Origin of the sequence: Pseudomonas sp. Hp2, assembly GCF_006386585.1 — a bacterium.
GTDB lineage: Bacteria > Pseudomonadota > Gammaproteobacteria > Xanthomonadales > Xanthomonadaceae > Pseudomonas_S > Pseudomonas_S boreopolis.
On the sequence record NZ_VAHJ01000011.1, the window covers coordinates 26,180 to 41,861 of the forward strand.

Below are 15,682 nucleotides of genomic sequence, written 5' to 3' on the forward strand. Positions count from 1 at the left end.
CTTATTGTCGCGCGTTTGCCGGCACCGGCGCGAGCCTTGCGTGGCGGCCCCTCAGAACGTGCCGGGATACGTGCCGCCGTCGATCAGCAGGTTCTGCCCGGTGATGTAGCCGGCCTGCGCGCTGCACAGGAACGCGCAGGCGGCGCCGAACTCGTCCGGGCGCCCGAAGCGGCCCGCCGGGATCTTCGCCTGCGCCTGGTGGGTGGCGTCCTCCAGGCTCAGGTCCTGCGCCCGGGCGCGCGCGACCAGCGTGGCGTGCAACCGCTGGGTGTCGAACGAACCGGGCAGCAGGTTGTTGATCGTGACGTTGTGGGCGACGGTCTTGCGTGCCAGTCCGGCGACGAAGCCGGTCAGGCCGGCGCGCGCGCCGTTGGAGAGCCCGAGGATGTCGATCGGCGCCTTCACCGCGCTGGAGGTGATGTTGACGATGCGGCCGAAACCGCGCGCCTGCATCGCATCCACGGTGGCGCGGATCAGCTCGATCGGCGCGAGCATGTTGGCCTCGATCGCGGCCAGCCAGTCCTCGCGCCGCCAGTCGCGGAAATCGCCGGGCGGCGGGCCGCCAGCGTTGTTGACCAGGATGTCCACGCGCGGGCAGGCGGCCAGCGCCGCGGCGCGCCCGGCCTCGCTGGCGATGTCGGCGGCGACGGTGCGCACCTCGCGTGCGCCGGGGAGTTCGCGCAAGCCGGCGGCGGCGATGGCGAGGTCCTCCGCATGGCGCGCGACGATCGCCAGGTTGACGCCCTCGGCGGCGAGCGCGCGGGCGCAGCCCAGTCCCAGGCCCTTGCTGGCGCCGCACACCAGCGCCCATCGGCCGGCGATCCCAAGATCCATGATGTCGTTCCTCGTGATGAACAGGGAAGCTTCGTTGTGGGAGGGACCTCGGTCCCTCCCACAAAGTTCAGTACAGCGCGGCGGCGAAGCCTCGCACCGCCTCCGCCACCTGGTCGACATGGCCGAGGAACGGCGCGTGGCCGCCACCGGCAATCGTGATCGCCTGCGCGCCCGGCGCCAGCGCGGCCGCGGCCTGCATGCCGCGCGCCGGTACCAGCCGGTCGCGCTGCCCGGCGATCCACAGGCTCGGCTTGCGCAGGCCGGGCAGGGCGCGCCGCAGGTCGCTGCGTTCGAGCAGGCGGAGCCCTTCCTGCAGCGCGCGCGGGGCCGGCTCGCCGCGCGCGACCAGCATGTCCTTGAGCGTGCGCAGTTCGGCACGGCCATGTTCTGAGCCGAGCGTGTCCAGGGCCAGGAAGCGTTCCAGCGTGCCGCGATAGTCCTGCGCGAGATCGCGGCCGAACTGCTCGAACACGCTCGGTTCGACCGCGTCCGGCCACGCTTCGCCGCGCACGAAGCGCGGCGTGGCCGCGATCATCGCCAGGCCCTGCACCTGCGGCAGCGTGGCCGCCGCCTGCAACGCGAACAGGCCGCCCAGCGACCATCCCAGCCACACCGCCGGCGGCGTGGCCGCGGCGATGTCGTGCACCACGAACGGCAGCGACAACGCCGTGGCATCGTCGCGGCTGTGGCCATGGCCGGGCAGGTCCACCAGGTGCAGTTCGAAGTGCGGGGAGAGTCGCTCGGCCAGCGGGGCGAACACGCCCCCGTGCAGGGCCCAGCCGTGGATCAGCACCAGTGCCGGGCCTTGGCCGATGGTTTCGATATGCATCGTGGTCGTTCCGGGATAGATCGAGAGCCGCGCCGGATCACCTCTTCCCTCGCGGGAGAAGATCCGGGAGGGCGGATGAAGGGGCGCAGCATGCCGCTTCCGCGGCCATCAGCCGCCAAGCGCGGCCACCTGCCGCGGCTGTCGCACCTCGTCGCGTGCCCGCGCGGTGGCCTCCACCAGCGCTTCGACCTGCGCCGGCGTGTGCAGGGCCGAGAGCGTGATGCGCAACCGTGCCTTGCCTTCCGGCACCGTCGGCGGGCGGATCGCGCCGACCAGGAAGCCGGCCTTCTCCAGCACGGCCGACATGGCCATCGTCGTGGATTCGTCGCCGCACAGCAGCGGTTGGATCGGGGTATCGGAGGCCATCAACTCCAGGCCATGGCGGCGCGCGCCTTCGCGGAACGCGGCGATCAGCGCGCGGAGCTTCTCGCGGCGCCACTCGTCGCGGCGCGCCAGCCGGGTCGCCGCCAGCGACGCGGCCGCCTGCGCTGGCGGCAAGGCGGTGGTGTAGATGTAGGGGCGTGCGGTCTCGGCCAGGTGCCGCACCAAGGTCTCCTCGCCGACCACCACGGCGCCGTAGCCGCCCAGCGCCTTGCCGAGCGTGGCCAGTTGCAAAGGCACTTCCTGCACGCCCAATCCGGCTTCGGCGACGCTGCCGCGGCCCTGCGGGCCGAGCACCCCCACGCCGTGCGCGTCGTCGACGTAGAACAGCGCCTGCTGCATGCGCGCCACCAGGCTCAGCGAGCGCAGCGGCGCGATGTCGCCGTCCATGCTGAACACCCCGTCGCTGGCCAGCATCGCCGCGCCCTCGGCGGCGCCCTTGAGCTGGCGCATCGCGCCTTCGGCGTCCAGGTGGGGGTAGCGGCGCAGGCGCGCGCCGGCCAGCCGGGTGGCATCGAGCAGGCTGGCGTGGTTGAGCCGGTCCTGCACGCACACGTCGTCCTCGTCGCTCAGCAGCGCCTGCTGCACGGCGAGGTTGGCGATGAAGCCGCTGCCGAACAGCAGCGCGCTCGGGTAACCGAGCCAGTCGGCGATCTCGCGTTCCAGGGCCTCGTGCAGCGCATGGTGGCCGCAGACCAGGTGCGATGCGGTGGAGCCGGCCCCTTCGCGCGCGGCGGCGTCCTGCAGCGCGGCCACCACCTCGAACTGCTGCGCGAGCCCGAGATAGTCGTTGGAGCAGAACCCGGTCAGCCAGCGCCCGTCGACCTCCAGGCGCACGCCGTCGCGGCGCCCGATCGCGCGGCGCACCCGGATCCGCTGCTGGGCCGCGCGCTGCGCACGCAGCGCATGGATGCGTTCGTGCAGGTCGGGTCGGGCCACGGGAGGTTCCTGGGGACGGATGGCGTCAGCGTGCCGGGCAGGCGGGATCCTTGCCCGCCATCTTCGCGCAGATCTTGCGCCGGCACTCCAGGCCTTGCGCGGTATTGGCGGCCGGGCAGCGGCGCAGCTGCACCTGGATGTTGGACTGGGTGGAGGCGCTCTGGTCGATGGTGTCGAACGCCTTGCGGTTGGCCGCCTCGGCGTTGTTCTCGGCCTGGATGCGCGCGATCAGCGCGTCCATCGACTCGGGCTGCGACTCGCCGGGCTTCTGCTTGATGATGCCGATCAGCGTGCCGAGCAGGTCTTCCTCGTCCTTGGCACCGGTGCGGCGGGCCTGGGCGCCGTCGGTACGGCTGGATGCCTGCGCGCGTGGCTTGCCGGTCGTGCTGGCCGTGGCCGATGCGGCGGCGGGGGCCGCGACGGACGCCGAAGCAGGCGCCTGCGAGGCCGGCGCCGCGCCCGGGCCGGCGGCCGCAGGCGTCGCGGCGGGCGCGTTCGCCGTTCCCGCGTGCGGGGCCGCCGGGGCTGCCTCGGGCGCATCGACGATCATCGCGCCGCCGGCCTCCGGGGTCGGTGCAGGCGCCTTGGGAGCGGCGGCCGAGGGCGCGGCGAAGGCCGCGGGCGCGTCGTCATGGGAGGGCACGCCGCTGCGGCTCCACCACCAGATCGCGAGCAGGACCAACACCACGCCGGCCGCCAGCGCAGGCAGCCGCCAGGAGGCCTGGCGCATCCGCGCGACGGCCTCGGCCGGCGCGGTGCGTTCGACCGAGCGACCTTCCATGTCCGCAAGAATCCGGCTGGGAGCGCCCGGGCCGGTGCCGGTCGAGTTCCCCGAGAGGAGACTTGGACGATTCATTCCGCCATTATTCAAGCGCTTCCAGCCCTTGCAGAAGGGGATTGTCGGACCGATGCCCGAACCTTCCGCATTCTATTGGCTGGTTTGGGGGCGTCAACCAAAGGAGCCGGGCGGGTAAGGATGGTCGGGGTGGTCTTGATGGCGGTCGCGTTCGTGCTGGCGTTCGCGGCGCTATGCGCATGGTTGCTGTTTCCGGGCTTGGCCGAGCGCGTGTCGGAGGCGCTGCGGCGCGTACGGGCGCGCCTGGACGGCTGGCGGCGACCGCGTCCTGGCCGTCGCACGGCGGGCGTCGCGACGGCGGTGGGCGACCTGGGCGATTCGGTGTCCCGGCATCGCTGGGTGCTGGTGGCGGCGGTGTTGCTGCTGGTCGTGCCGCCGCTGCTGATCCTGTCGCTGCGCCGCCATGTGGTGCTGGAGGACTTCCAGGGCGAGGACCTGTCCGAGTCGCGCACCATGATCGCCCAGCTGCTGCGCGGGGAACGCCTGGTGCCGCCACCGCCGCCGCCGCCGGAGGTGTTCACCACCGCCGAGATCCGGCGCGAACGCCCCGAGGTCGTGACCGCCGACCGGCGCTGGGAGCGCATCGACCCGGCGCTGCAGCAGCGGGTGCTGGCCATCTACGAGGTCATGCGCCGCCAGTACGGCTACGAGATGGTGCTGGTCGAGGGCTACCGCAGCCCCGAGCGCCAGGCCGAGCTGATGGGGGCCGGCAAGGCGACCCGGGCCGGCGCCTGGCAGAGCTGCCACCAGTACGGCCTGGCGGTCGACAGCGCGCCGATCCGGGACGGGCGGCTGCAATGGGACATGGGCGACGAATGGACCCGCCGGGGCTATCACCTGTATGGCGAGCTCGCCCGCCAAGCCGGCCTGGAGTGGGGCGGCGACTGGCGCAGCATCAAGGACTACGTCCACGTGGAAATGGCTTCGGCCTGCCGGGCCGCCCGCGCCGCGCGGCGCGCCGGGCAGGCCCAGGGGTGAAGTGGCCCGGGTGGGCTGGTATCGTTTACGCCTCACCGGATCGCCGTGACTCAGGCTGGCGATGGATGGCCGGGGAGATTCGAACAAGGAGCATTGCCGATGTCACGACCCTTCATTCTTGTGGGCGACCGCCTCGACCACGGCGGCAGCGTCGTTTCCGGCTCGGGCGCGACCGACGTGGCCGGCAAGCAGGTGGCCCGCGTGGGCGACCGCGTGGTGTGCAGCAAGCACGGCCAGACCTCCATCGTCAGCGGGGACGGCAGCTTGCTCATCGACGGTAGCCCGGTGGCCCGCCATGGCGACAAGACCGCCTGCGGCGGCACCCTGATCTCCTCGCAGATGGTCGCCACGGTCGACTCGGGCGGCGGCGGTGGAGGCAGTGGCGGCGGCGCCGGAAAGGGCGGTTCGAGTACAGCGGCGGCCGCGGCCGCGGTGGCTTCCGTCGCGACGGCCGGCGCGGCGATCCAGCAAGGTCAATACGACGAGGGATTTATTCTCAAGTCAAAGCTGACGGGAAAACCTCTTGCAAATCGGCAATATCGAATTCTTCGTGAAGACGGGGGAGTCGAGGAGGGTGTAACGGATGACGGGGGAAGAACACATTTGGTGGCGACCGAGCTCCCTCAGGTACTCCGTGTTGAGTTATTGGAGGAGCAGGCGACATGAGCACAAAATCCGTTCCCGTAGGGCAGGCGACTACGACGCCAGTCGAACAAGCTGAAAGAGCCACAATCGACGTTGAAACATACGTCGACGAGAACGGGTATGTCCAAAACGCCGGTTTTGTTCTGAAGAAGATTCCTGCACTGGAAAAAGGGAGCATGGATGGACCAAAGGCCATTGTGCTCCATCGCACCGATTCGAAAACGCTGGCGTCGCCCTTGCAGTCATTCGAAAAGGGTATCGGTACACACTTCATAGTCGACAAGGACGGGACTGTCTATCAAACCGCGAGTTTGCTTAAGAAGACTCATCACGTCGGGAAAATAAAATCACGCTGTTATGAGGGCGGTGCCTGCCCAGCCGATGAAGCGAAGTTGATCAAGTCGTGGGGATGGGCGCCGACAAAAGTGCATGACCACGAAAAGGTGAAGGACTACCCCTCGCGCTATCCAATGAACGAGGACAGCGTCGGGATTGAAGTGGTTGCAGATCACGACGGTTCCAAGTGGGAGGCGCCGACAGCGGAACAATCGAAATCGATCCGACATGTGATCTCTGTTCTCAAAGCGGAGTATGGGGTCCAGGATAGTGACATCTATGAACACGACAAGATTTCATACAAGACTTCAGGAGAAGGGGAAGGGCTTTACAGCATTGATGCTGTCGGGGCTGCTTCTCTCGTGCAGCCTGGCAAGCCAGTCCCATGAAAATGGGGGGGTCGAGGTCCTTGAAGTCAATGCGCCTAGTTACACCGGACGCGAAGGCGATTCCTTGCAGAAGGCTTGCGGCGGCTGGTCGCTTTCCAAGCTTGATGTGAAGCGCTTCTTCCAGTTAAGCAATTCGTACAAGGAAAGTCCGTATGAGGAGTTTTATCAGGTGGAGTGCTCCATCACCGGCAAGCTCCAGGTTGGAGGTCGCGTATGGGACTACGAAATTAATGGTGGAGGCATGGCCCAATGGAAGGCTGCGGGCGAAGTGCGTTATTGGGGGTGCGTGGCGAACGAGTGCCGTTCTCTCGTTCTGTTGCCACCCGATGCGATGAGCGGTGAATGAAGAAGAATCGGGACTGAGAATGTCTGGTTTCATTCACAGGAAGGTTACGATTGCCCGCACATCGCGCATGGGCATTGCACTGGCGCTTCTGCTTTCGACAGGGTCAACATGTGCTACTTCTAAGGGTGCAAGGTCGCTGGATATCCGAGCCGAAGGCGAGACAGTACTTGCATGCATTCCCAGGGATGAGGGAGATTCTGTGGATATTGATGCTGCGGGAATCATTTCGGGCGGCGAGGAAGGCGATCACCGGGGCGTAATTTCATGGCAAATAGTCCTGGATGTCGGGAACCCCCCTTTGCGGCTTGGGCCTGGCGAATGTTTGGCATCCCATCGACTGCCGCCCGGTTATGTCGACACGGTCCAACCTGCTGGCTTGAAGGATGAGTGGCCCTACTCTTTTAGCATTAGGTCGCCCCAGGTGGGGAAGTACGGTACTCGTAACTACAATGGTAAGTTCTGTATAAGGCACATGGACGATGGTTTGCAGGTGGTTCAAGTTCCGCGGACGCCTGGCGCGATCACAGCGGCGACCTGTCATCGTCTGTTCGGCTCACCGGTCGCACCGGGAAATGCAAGATGAAGGGGGCTTGTTCATCATTCGTGCCGAACGCTGCATCGTGCCCGGCTGCCCTCCAGCACCCTGACAGGCGCTTTTGATCATCATGTCCGCTTTTATACGCAGGGCTGCTTCGGTCGTCTTGGTGTTCGGCCTTACCTGGGCCGGCACGATCGCGTACTGGCGCCAGAGCGGCAGTACGCCCGGCGGCATGGAGATCCTGGGCATGCTGGGCCTGCTCCCGGCCGGCCTGCTCGGCGGTGGCTGGATGGTGCGCTCGATGGCCACGCGTGCGGCCGAGCGCGCGGCTGCGCGGATCGCCGAAGGAGAGGGCGAGGGCGAGCCGGCGCGCGCCACGCCCAATCCTGCCGCCGGCGATGCCACGCCCGCGGCGACCGGCCTGGCCGTATTGGGCTCTGCGCTGCGCCTGCCGGATGGCCTGGACGTGCCCGTGCTGTTGTCGCAACCGGTGGCCGCACCCCGCCCGGGATTGCATCCGCGCTTGAAGGACCATGACGGCTTGCCGGTGTTCGCCGGCTACGTGGCCGACCTGCCCGATCCATCGGCGCTGCCGCCGGACCATGCGGCGGCACCGCGCCTGCGCCGTGCCATGGCATTGCTCGAGCCGGTACTGGACGAGTTGCTGCTGCAGGTGCTGCAAGCGTTGCCATCGCTGCCGGAGGCGGAAGAGCGGGTCGTGGCCGGTTGGCGCCAGCAGCGGCCCATGGCGGTGGAGCGCACGTTGTCGGTCGAATGCCTGGTCGAGCCGGAAATGCACGAGCCGCTGCGCGCGGCACTGCACGATTGGCTGTCGCAGCAGCTGGCCGACGCCGGCGTCGACCCGCGGCGTTACGCCGTGGAGGTGGTGCCGGCCTACGACGCCAACCGCGTGTGGGAGCGACTGCAGCGCCTGGCCGACGAGGATGCCGGCGTGCCGCGTTGGCACCTGCTGCTGTCGGCCTATTCGGCGATCGACCCGGACGTGATCGAACGCTGGCAACTGCAGGGAAAGCTGTACCGGAACCGCCATCCCGACGGCCGTGTCCCGGGCGAGGCCGCGGCCGGCGTGCTGCTCGCCAATGCCGCGGCCGCTCCCGCCGGGGCACCGCATGCGCGCTTGTGGCGGCCGCTGCGCGCGCCGGTCGCGGCGCGCGCCAGCGTGCTGCAGCGCGCGCGCCTGGGCGTGCAGCTGGCCGGCGAGGTGCTGGAGGCCATCGCGCTGGACGCCCAGGCGGTGGATTTCGTGGTCAGCGACGCCGGCGCGCAGGCCGAACAGGCGGCCGAGGCCGGGCAGGTGGCGCACTCGCTGTGTCCCGATCTGGACATCCCCAGCCAATGCCTGTCGCTGCCGGCGAGCACCGGCGCGATCGAACTGGCCTCGCCGCTGGCCCTGCTGGCCATCGCGCACGCCCGCCAGCAGCAGACCGGCGGTGCCGTGCTGGTGCTGGGCGTCGATCATCCGGACAGTCGCTGGGCGACCGTCCTCCACCCTTATTCTTCCCCCGAAACGCACGTCCGGCCCGAGCAGGCCGAGGCCGCCTAACCGGAAAGCCAAGCGATGTTGAGCAATTTCAGGTACTACCTCAGCGACTACCGCGTGTGGATGGTGCTCGGTCTGATAGGCGCGGGAGCGATGGCCTATTTCGGCGCGGACGGGTTGCGCGAGATCGGCGTCTGGGCGGCCGTCGCGCTGGCGGCGCTGCTGCTGGTCGCCCTGCTGGTATGGCTGGTGCGGCGCCTGCTGGCGCGGCGCGCGGCCAAGCGCCTCGACGCGATGGTGCAGGACCAGGCCGACAAGGCCGTGGCCGCCGCGCAGCCGGCGCAGCGCGCGGACACCGAGGCGTTGCGCACGCGCATGATGGAGGCGGTCAAGGCGATCAAGTCCTCTCGCATCGGCGTGCTCAAGGGCAAGGCCGCACTCTACGAACTGCCCTGGTACGTGATCATCGGCAACCCGGCCGCCGGCAAGAGCACCGCGATCCTCAACTCCGGCCTGCAGTTCCCGTTCCAGGACAACCGCAGCAACGTCATCCAGGGCATCGGCGGCACCCGCAACTGCGACTGGTACTTCACCACCACCGGCATCGTGCTCGACACCGCCGGGCGCTACTCGGTGAGCGTCGAGGACCGCATGGAGTGGCTGACGTTCCTCAGCCTGCTCAAGAAGAACCGACCGCGCGCGCCGATCAACGGCATCATCATCGCCGCGAGCATCGCCGAGCTGTCCGGCAGCAAGCCGGAGTTCGCGATCGAGCTGGCCAAGAGCCTGCGCCAGCGCGTGCAGGAGATCACCGAGCGCCTGGAGGTGTTCGCGCCGGTCTACGTGCTGTTCACCAAGGCCGACCTGATCGCCGGATTCACCGAGTTCTTCCAGCACCTGGACCCGTCCGAGCGCGAGAGCGTGTGGGGCACCACCCTGCCGTACGACCCGAACTCGCAGACCGATGCGCTGGCGGCCTTCGACGCCGGTTTCGACGAACTGGCCGACGGCGTCAAGGAGATGAGCCTGTCGCACATGGCGATGCAGCGCGGCCGCGAGGTCTCGCCGGGCCTGCTGACGCTGCCGCTGGAGTTCGTCGGCATCAAGCCGGCGCTGCGCACGTTCATCGCCACGCTGTTCGAGGACAACCCGTACCAGTTCAAGCCGGTGTTCCGCGGCTTCTACTTCAGCAGCGCCCTGCAGGAGGGCCAGTCGGTGCACCACGCCTCCGAGCGCGTCGGCCGCCAGTTCGCGCTGCAGGCCGGCCGCAACACCGCCGACGTGGCACCGAGCGGGCAGACCGCGTACTTCCTCAAGGACCTGTTCCGCAAGGTCGTCTTCGCCGACAAGCAGTTGGTGCGGCAATACTCCAGCCCGCACCAGAACCGGCTGCGCTACGGCGTGTTCCTGGGCGCGGTCGGCGTGCTCGCGCTGGCGCTCGGCCTGTGGACCTGGTCCTACACCACCAACGCGCAACTGGTGGAGAACGCGACCAAGGACCTGCAGCAGGCCGTGCGCCTGCAGGAAGGCCGGGTCGACCTGAAGTCCCGCATCGATGCGTTGCTGCTGCTGCAGGATCGCCTTGAACAGCTCCAGCGCTACCGCGAGAAGGGCGGCATCACCACCAGCCTCGGCCTCTACCAGGGCGGCAACATCGAGAAGAAGCTGATGTCCGAGTACTACCAGGGCATGCGCCAGGTGATGCTCGATCCCGCCGTGGCCAACCTGGAAAGCTTCCTGTCGCAGGTGGTGAGCCATCGCGCCGAACTCGGCCAGTCCACGCCCAAGGCGGCCGAGAGCGAGACGCTCTACCAGGACGCTTCGCCCACCAGCACCAACGACGCCTACAACGCGCTCAAGACCTACCTGATGCTGGGCAACCGCAAGTACGTCGAAGGCGCCCACCTGGCCCAGCAGCTGACCCTGTTCTGGCGCAACTGGCTCGACGCCAACCGCGGCCAGATGACGCGCGAGGAGATGCTGCGCGCCGGCGAGAAGCTGATGACCTTCTACGTCGCGCATGCCGACGACCCGGCCTGGCCGCAAGTCCAGACCAAGGTCGCGCTGGTGAACGACAGCCGCGAGGCGCTGGCGCAGGTGATGAAGGGCCAGCCGGCGATGCAGCGGGTGTTCGCGCAGATCAAGGCGCGCGCGGCGGCCCGCTTCCCCACCATCACCGTCGGTTCGCTGATCGGCGACGAGCGCAACGGCGACGCCATCGCCGGCAGCTACGCCATTTCCGGCGCGTTCTCGCGCCAGGCCTGGGAGGAGTACGTCAAGGACGCGATCAGCGAGGCCTCCAACACCCAGCTGTCGACCACCGACTGGGTGCTGGGCACCACCGAGCAGAGCGACCTGTCGCTGGCCGGCAGTCCCGAGCACATCGCGCGCGAACTGGTCGGCCTGTACAAGCAGGAATACGCGCAGGAATGGCGCAAGTTCGTCGCCGGCCTGAGCGTGGCGTCGTTCGGCGACTTCGACCAGGCGGTGCAGCGCATGAACCGCATCGGCGACCCGGCGAATTCGCCATTGAAGCTGCTGTTGCAGAAGATCAACGAGCAGACCGTCTGGGACAACCCGATCGCCGAGGCGCGTTCGAAGAAGGCCGCCAGCGGCTTCGTCGCCTGGTTCCAGCGCACGATCCTGCGCCGCGATCCGGAGGCCGCCGCGCAGCAACTGCCGGTCGGCCCGATCGGCAAGGCCTTCGACGGCCTGGCCCGCTTGACCACGCCGCGCCAGGACCAGCCGGCGGTGATCGATGCCTACTTCCAGACGCTGTCCAAGCTGCGCACCCGCCTGAACGCGATCAAGAACCAGGGCGAGGTCGGCGTGGGCACGCGCAAGCTGATGCAGGACACCTTCGGCAACGAGGGCTCCGAGCTCAGCGCCGCCCAGGCGCTGGTCGACGAGCAGGTGCTGACCGGGCTGGACGACGACCAGCGCGAGGCGATCCGGCCGCTGCTGCTGCGGCCGCTGACGCAGACTTTCGCCGCGCTGGTGCCGCCGACCGAGGCCGAGATCAACCGCGGCTGGGTGGCCCAGGTGTACGACCCGTTCCGCAACGGCATCGGCAAGCAATACCCGTTCAACCTCAACAGCGACGTGGATGCGGCCGCCAGCGACATCGCCACGATCTTCGGCAGCAGCGGCGCGATCTCGGCCTTCAACAAGGACGCGCTCGGCACCTTGGTCCTGCAGCGCGGCAGCCTGCTCGAGCCGCGCCGCTGGGCCGGGATGGGAATCACGCTGTCCAGCGAGCTGATCGCCAACTACGGCAACTGGGTCAGCAGCCAGGGCGGCGCCGGCGCCAACGACACCTACATCTTCCAGCTCACGCCTTCGCCGGCGGTCGGCGCGATCGAGTACACCATCGAGATCGATGGCCAGGTGCTGCGCTATCGCAACACGCCGCCGCAGCCGATGACCATGCAGTACCCCAATCCCACCGGGGCGCCGGGCGCGCGCATCACCGCCGTCAGCACCGACGGGCGGACGATCACGGTGTTCGACGGTCCTGGCCGTCAGGGCCTGAGCAAGCTGTTCCAGGCCGCCAAGACCGAGGGTGCCGGCGATTCGACCTACAACATGACCTGGTCGACGGACAGCATCTCCGTGCCGGTGCAGATGCGGATCGTGCAGAAGCCGTCGGACAACGGTGGCGGCGGTTCGGACTGGCAGAAGGGCCTGCAATTGCCGGCCACGGTGGCCGGTTCGCCGGCGGCCGCTCCGGCGCCGCAGGCGCCCGCGGCCTCCGCGCCGACCGAGGCAACCCGCGGAGGTGGCCGGTGAGCCGGGACGTGAGCGCGGCGGTTTCCTATTTCGGCAAGGTGCCTTCGCGCGGCGACTTCGTGCGCGCCGCCGACAACCACCAGCTGTTGGCCTGGCTCGACCGCTGGGCGGGACTGGGCGTGGAACTGCTCAGCCAGAACCCGGACTGGAAGCGCATCTACGACGACGCGGCGGACATCCATTTCGCCTTCCTCGGATCGCGCAGCCGCACCGTGCTGGGCGGGCAGCTGCAACCCAGCCGCGACGCCTCGCAGCGGCGGTTCCCGCTGTTGTCGGCGGTACGCCTGGAAGTGGGCGATCCGCTCGCCTTCATCGGCCGCGCGCCGCTGGCGATGAACAAGGCCTGGGCCGGGCTTTCGCGCCTGGCCGCGCAAGCGGTGGCGCAGGAAGACGCCACCGCGGTGCTGGCCGAGATGGCCGAGACGCGCTTCGTGCTCAACCCCGACGCGAAGGCGTACAACGCCACGTTCGCCGACTTCCTCGACATGCAGACGCTGGGTTCGCTCGAGGGCCTGCTGCACGCGGCAGGCCACACGGACGTGAAACTGCGCCAGGTCCTGCCCGCCCTGGGCCTGCTGCTGCAGCCGATCCTGGCCGGCGGCAACGTCAGCGTGGACAAGGCACTGGACTTCCCGCTGCCGCGCGACCCGCTGTATCGGCCGCTGGTGGCCGCATTCTGGCTGGACGTGGTCGCCTGCTTCGTCGCGCGCGGCGATTTCGAACTGGCCGTGCTGATCCGCAACGATGCGGCGCCGCGCATGCTGGTCGGCTTCAACGGCGCCGACCACCAGGTCCTGCGTGCGGCGCTGGACCCGCGCGAGGCCGGCGATTTCCTGATCCAAGTGCAGGCCGCGGAGTGGGTCGAGGATTACCTGCAGGCGGACTACAACCTCAACCGCTTCGCCAGCTACCTCGAGCGCGACACGCTCGCGCTGGGTACCGCCCGCAAGCTGTTCGGCGAAACCTTCCTGGGAACATGAGCATGCGACTCCACTTTCTCACCGCCCTGTTCCTGTCCGTGACGTGGCTGCCGGCCGCGCACGCGCAGACCGCCGCCGGCAGCGGCGAACGCACGGTCATAGCCGAGGGCGTCGTGCCCGACCAGGCCACCAAGGAGCGCATCCTGGGCAACCTGCGCAGCGTCTACGGCGACGCGCGCGTGGTGGACCGCGTGCAGGTCGAATCCATTCCCACCCCGCCGAACTGGGGCGAGTACGTGGGGGCGATGATCACCCCCGGCCTGCGCCGCGTCTCGCCGGGCAAGCTGGAGGTCAACGGCCAGGCCGTGCGCATCAGCGGACAGGTGGTGAACGAGGCGCAGCGCCAGCAGGTCGCCAGCGACCTGAGCCTGGCGAGCAACACCGCCTATACCGTCACCAACGCACTGCGCGCGGACGGCTCGGCGCAGGAGGTGCTCGACCAGACCCTGGCCAACCGCATCATCGAGTTCCAGAGCGGCAGCGCCCGCCTGACTCCGCTGGGCATGCGCATCCTCGACGAGATGGTCGAGAAGATGTCGCAGATGCCGGATGCGCGCTTCCTGATCATCGGCCACACCGACAACGTCGGCTTGCGCGAGAGCAACCTCGAACTCAGCCATGCGCGCGCCCAGGCGGTGAAGGCCTACCTGGTGCAGAAGGGCATCGCCGGTGCCCGCATGGACGTGCTCGGCAAAGGCCCGGACGAGCCGGTCGCGGACAACAACGCTCCCGACGGGCGCGCACGCAACCGCCGTATCGAGTTCAAGGTGCAGTAGAAGCGCGGCCCCGCCGGGCAACGGCGGCGCTGCCGGCAGCACCGCTCCGGCAGCGGGCCTGCACCCCGTCGCGGCGCCTATTGGCCGTCGCGGTTCTGGTCGAGGTCCAGCATCTCTTCCATCTGGTTCAGCACCATGTCGTCCTTGATGACGCGGCGCAGCCAGACGTGCAGCGGCATCTCGCCCCAGCGCGCGGCTTTTTCGGCCAGGTAGGCCACTGGGCTGTGCGGTTCGGTGCGGCGGAAGAACTCGGCGACCTGCCGCAACTGCGCCAAGGCCTCCTTGCGCGTGGTCGGCGCTCCCGCCGCGCCGCGCGCCGGTGCCGGCGGCGCGGCTTCGTCCGCGGCCGATCCCGCGAACGCGAAATCCGCGTCGGCTTCGTCCGCGCCGGTGTCGCCATCCAGCAGCAGGCCGGATTCGCGCGCGAACCGCTGCACGGTCCGCTGCAGATGCTCGATCTGCTCGCGCACCGCGCTGAAGCTCGGGCCATCCAGCCCCAGGCGTTCGTCCACGGCCGCCTGCAGGGCCGCCAGTGCCTGGCCGCATTCGGGCAGCGCGGCCAGTACCTGCCGGTAGAACTCGGCCGGCGTGTCGCGGCGCGCCGCGTCCAACTGCTCCAGGCTGGGACGGCCGTCGCCGGCATCCTCGTGACCATGGCGCGAGTGGGCGGCCTCGAAGTCGCCCAGGGAGAAACGGCCTTGCGGCGCGGCGGCGATGGGGACGTTGCGCAGCCATTGCAGGGAGTTCGACAACAGCCAGCTCAGGTTGCCGATGCGCTCCTCCTGGTCGCCGTCGTAGGCCACCGGGTGCACCTGGTCCCAATAGCGCTCGCACAGTCCGGCCATCAGCCGGTAGCCGTCGGTCAGACCGGGGAAGCCACGGACCTGCGTGGCGGCTTCCGCCAGCCAGCCTGCCAGGCGCAGGTCCTTGGTCCGGGTCTGCAGCAGCTCCGTGCAGGACCGCAGCACGTTCGACCAGTCGGCGTACTTGATCTCGGTCTGCCACTCGCCTTGGTCGAGCGTGGGGTCGTCCGCGCGGCGGTACTCCTGTATGCGGTCGAACTCGGTGGAGAAGGACAGGTCCTGCCCCGCAGGGGCGTCGTCCGAAATCGGGGCCAGCAGGGCATCCAGATCCAGCATGGCGGGTCTCACAGGGAACGGAGGCGCCGATTCTAGCCTGTCGTGGCCTGTGCGATCGGCCGCCATCCAGTATCATGCAAGGCTTGGGCCAAACGGCATGGCGCATGCCTGCCGGGGGCCATGAAAGGATGTGCCCGAACGGTGTAGCGCAGGTTGCCGGCCGGCCGACCAGGCATGGTTCGGCGGATGGAGGTGCCTGGGGCGCCGCTTTCCCAGGCATGAGGACCAGGATCGGCCGGCGCTCGTCTGGCCCGGACAGTCAGGTGGAGCAAATGGAATCGCTGCAGGAGTTGCTGGCCCAGTCGGCGCGTCTGACCGACGCGAGCCGCTTGCACCGCTTGGAGCTGGCGGGGTTGCCGGCGCAGGTGGTGGAGCGGTGGTACGGGCGCGAGGAGGTCTCGCGGGGGTACGACTACTGGGTGGACG

General features: G+C 68.8%; 13 protein-coding genes. 8 read left to right on the forward strand and 5 right to left on the reverse strand.

Annotated elements, in window-relative coordinates:
• Positions 1-51: 51 nt before the first annotated feature.
• From FD678_RS20015 to FD678_RS20345, 4 genes are all read right to left on the reverse strand, one after another.
• A complete protein-coding gene (locus FD678_RS20015; protein WP_140728010.1) occupies positions 52-834 on the reverse strand; it encodes an SDR family oxidoreductase in 783 nt (260 codons plus the stop codon).
• A 67-nt stretch (positions 835-901) separates the two neighbouring features.
• Positions 902-1,663, reverse strand: coding sequence for a pimeloyl-ACP methyl ester esterase BioH (gene bioH / locus FD678_RS20020; protein ID WP_140728011.1), 762 nt, complete (start codon positions 1,661-1,663; stop codon positions 902-904).
• A gap of 108 nt (positions 1,664-1,771) precedes the next feature.
• Positions 1,772-2,983 carry an 8-amino-7-oxononanoate synthase gene (gene bioF / locus FD678_RS20025; protein ID WP_140728012.1) on the reverse strand — a complete coding sequence of 404 codons (1,212 nt, stop codon included), beginning with the start codon at positions 2,981-2,983 and terminating at the stop codon, positions 1,772-1,774.
• Between the two features lie 25 nt (positions 2,984-3,008).
• A complete protein-coding gene (locus FD678_RS20345; protein WP_177497933.1) occupies positions 3,009-3,764 on the reverse strand; it encodes a hypothetical protein in 756 nt (251 codons plus the stop codon).
• Between the two features lie 195 nt (positions 3,765-3,959).
• Here FD678_RS20345 and FD678_RS20040 point away from each other — a divergent pair, with 195 nt between their 5' ends.
• The 8 genes from FD678_RS20040 to FD678_RS20075 all read left to right on the forward strand — a co-directional run bounded on the left by FD678_RS20040 (position 3,960) and on the right by FD678_RS20075 (position 14,117).
• Positions 3,960-4,817 carry a M15 family metallopeptidase gene (locus FD678_RS20040; protein WP_140728015.1) on the forward strand — a complete coding sequence of 286 codons (858 nt, stop codon included), beginning with the start codon at positions 3,960-3,962 and terminating at the stop codon, positions 4,815-4,817.
• Positions 4,818-4,916: 99 nt separating this feature from the next.
• Positions 4,917-5,483: a PAAR domain-containing protein gene (locus FD678_RS20505; protein WP_218569898.1), complete on the forward strand. Its 567-nt coding sequence runs from the start codon at positions 4,917-4,919 to the stop codon at positions 5,481-5,483.
• Entirely contained in the window at positions 5,480-6,187 is a 708-nt protein-coding gene (locus FD678_RS20050) for a peptidoglycan recognition protein family protein (RefSeq protein WP_140728016.1), read from the forward strand. The genes FD678_RS20505 and FD678_RS20050 overlap by 4 nt, the downstream gene beginning before the upstream one ends.
• Positions 6,138-6,533, forward strand: coding sequence for a hypothetical protein (locus FD678_RS20055; protein ID WP_140728017.1), 396 nt, complete (start codon positions 6,138-6,140; stop codon positions 6,531-6,533). Before FD678_RS20050 ends, FD678_RS20055 begins: the two co-directional genes overlap by 50 nt.
• 704 nt (positions 6,534-7,237) lie before the next feature.
• Positions 7,238-8,635, forward strand: a complete 1,398-nt coding sequence (locus FD678_RS20060; RefSeq protein WP_140728018.1) for a hypothetical protein — start codon at positions 7,238-7,240, stop codon at positions 8,633-8,635.
• 15 nt (positions 8,636-8,650) lie between these two features.
• Entirely contained in the window at positions 8,651-12,361 is a 3,711-nt protein-coding gene (gene tssM / locus FD678_RS20065) for a type VI secretion system membrane subunit TssM (protein ID WP_140728019.1), read from the forward strand.
• On the forward strand, positions 12,358-13,341 hold the full coding sequence (gene tagF, locus FD678_RS20070; RefSeq protein ID WP_140728020.1) for a type VI secretion system-associated protein TagF: 984 nt from the start codon (positions 12,358-12,360) through the stop codon (positions 13,339-13,341). Before tssM ends, tagF begins: the two co-directional genes overlap by 4 nt.
• A 2-nt stretch (positions 13,342-13,343) precedes the next feature.
• Positions 13,344-14,117, forward strand: a complete 774-nt coding sequence (locus FD678_RS20075; protein WP_140728021.1) for an OmpA family protein — start codon at positions 13,344-13,346, stop codon at positions 14,115-14,117.
• A gap of 77 nt (positions 14,118-14,194) precedes the next feature.
• On the opposite strand, the gene tssA is transcribed toward FD678_RS20075, so the two are convergent.
• Entirely contained in the window at positions 14,195-15,256 is a 1,062-nt protein-coding gene (gene tssA, locus FD678_RS20080) for a type VI secretion system protein TssA (protein WP_140728022.1), read from the reverse strand.
• Between the last annotated feature and the right edge of the window lie 426 nt (positions 15,257-15,682).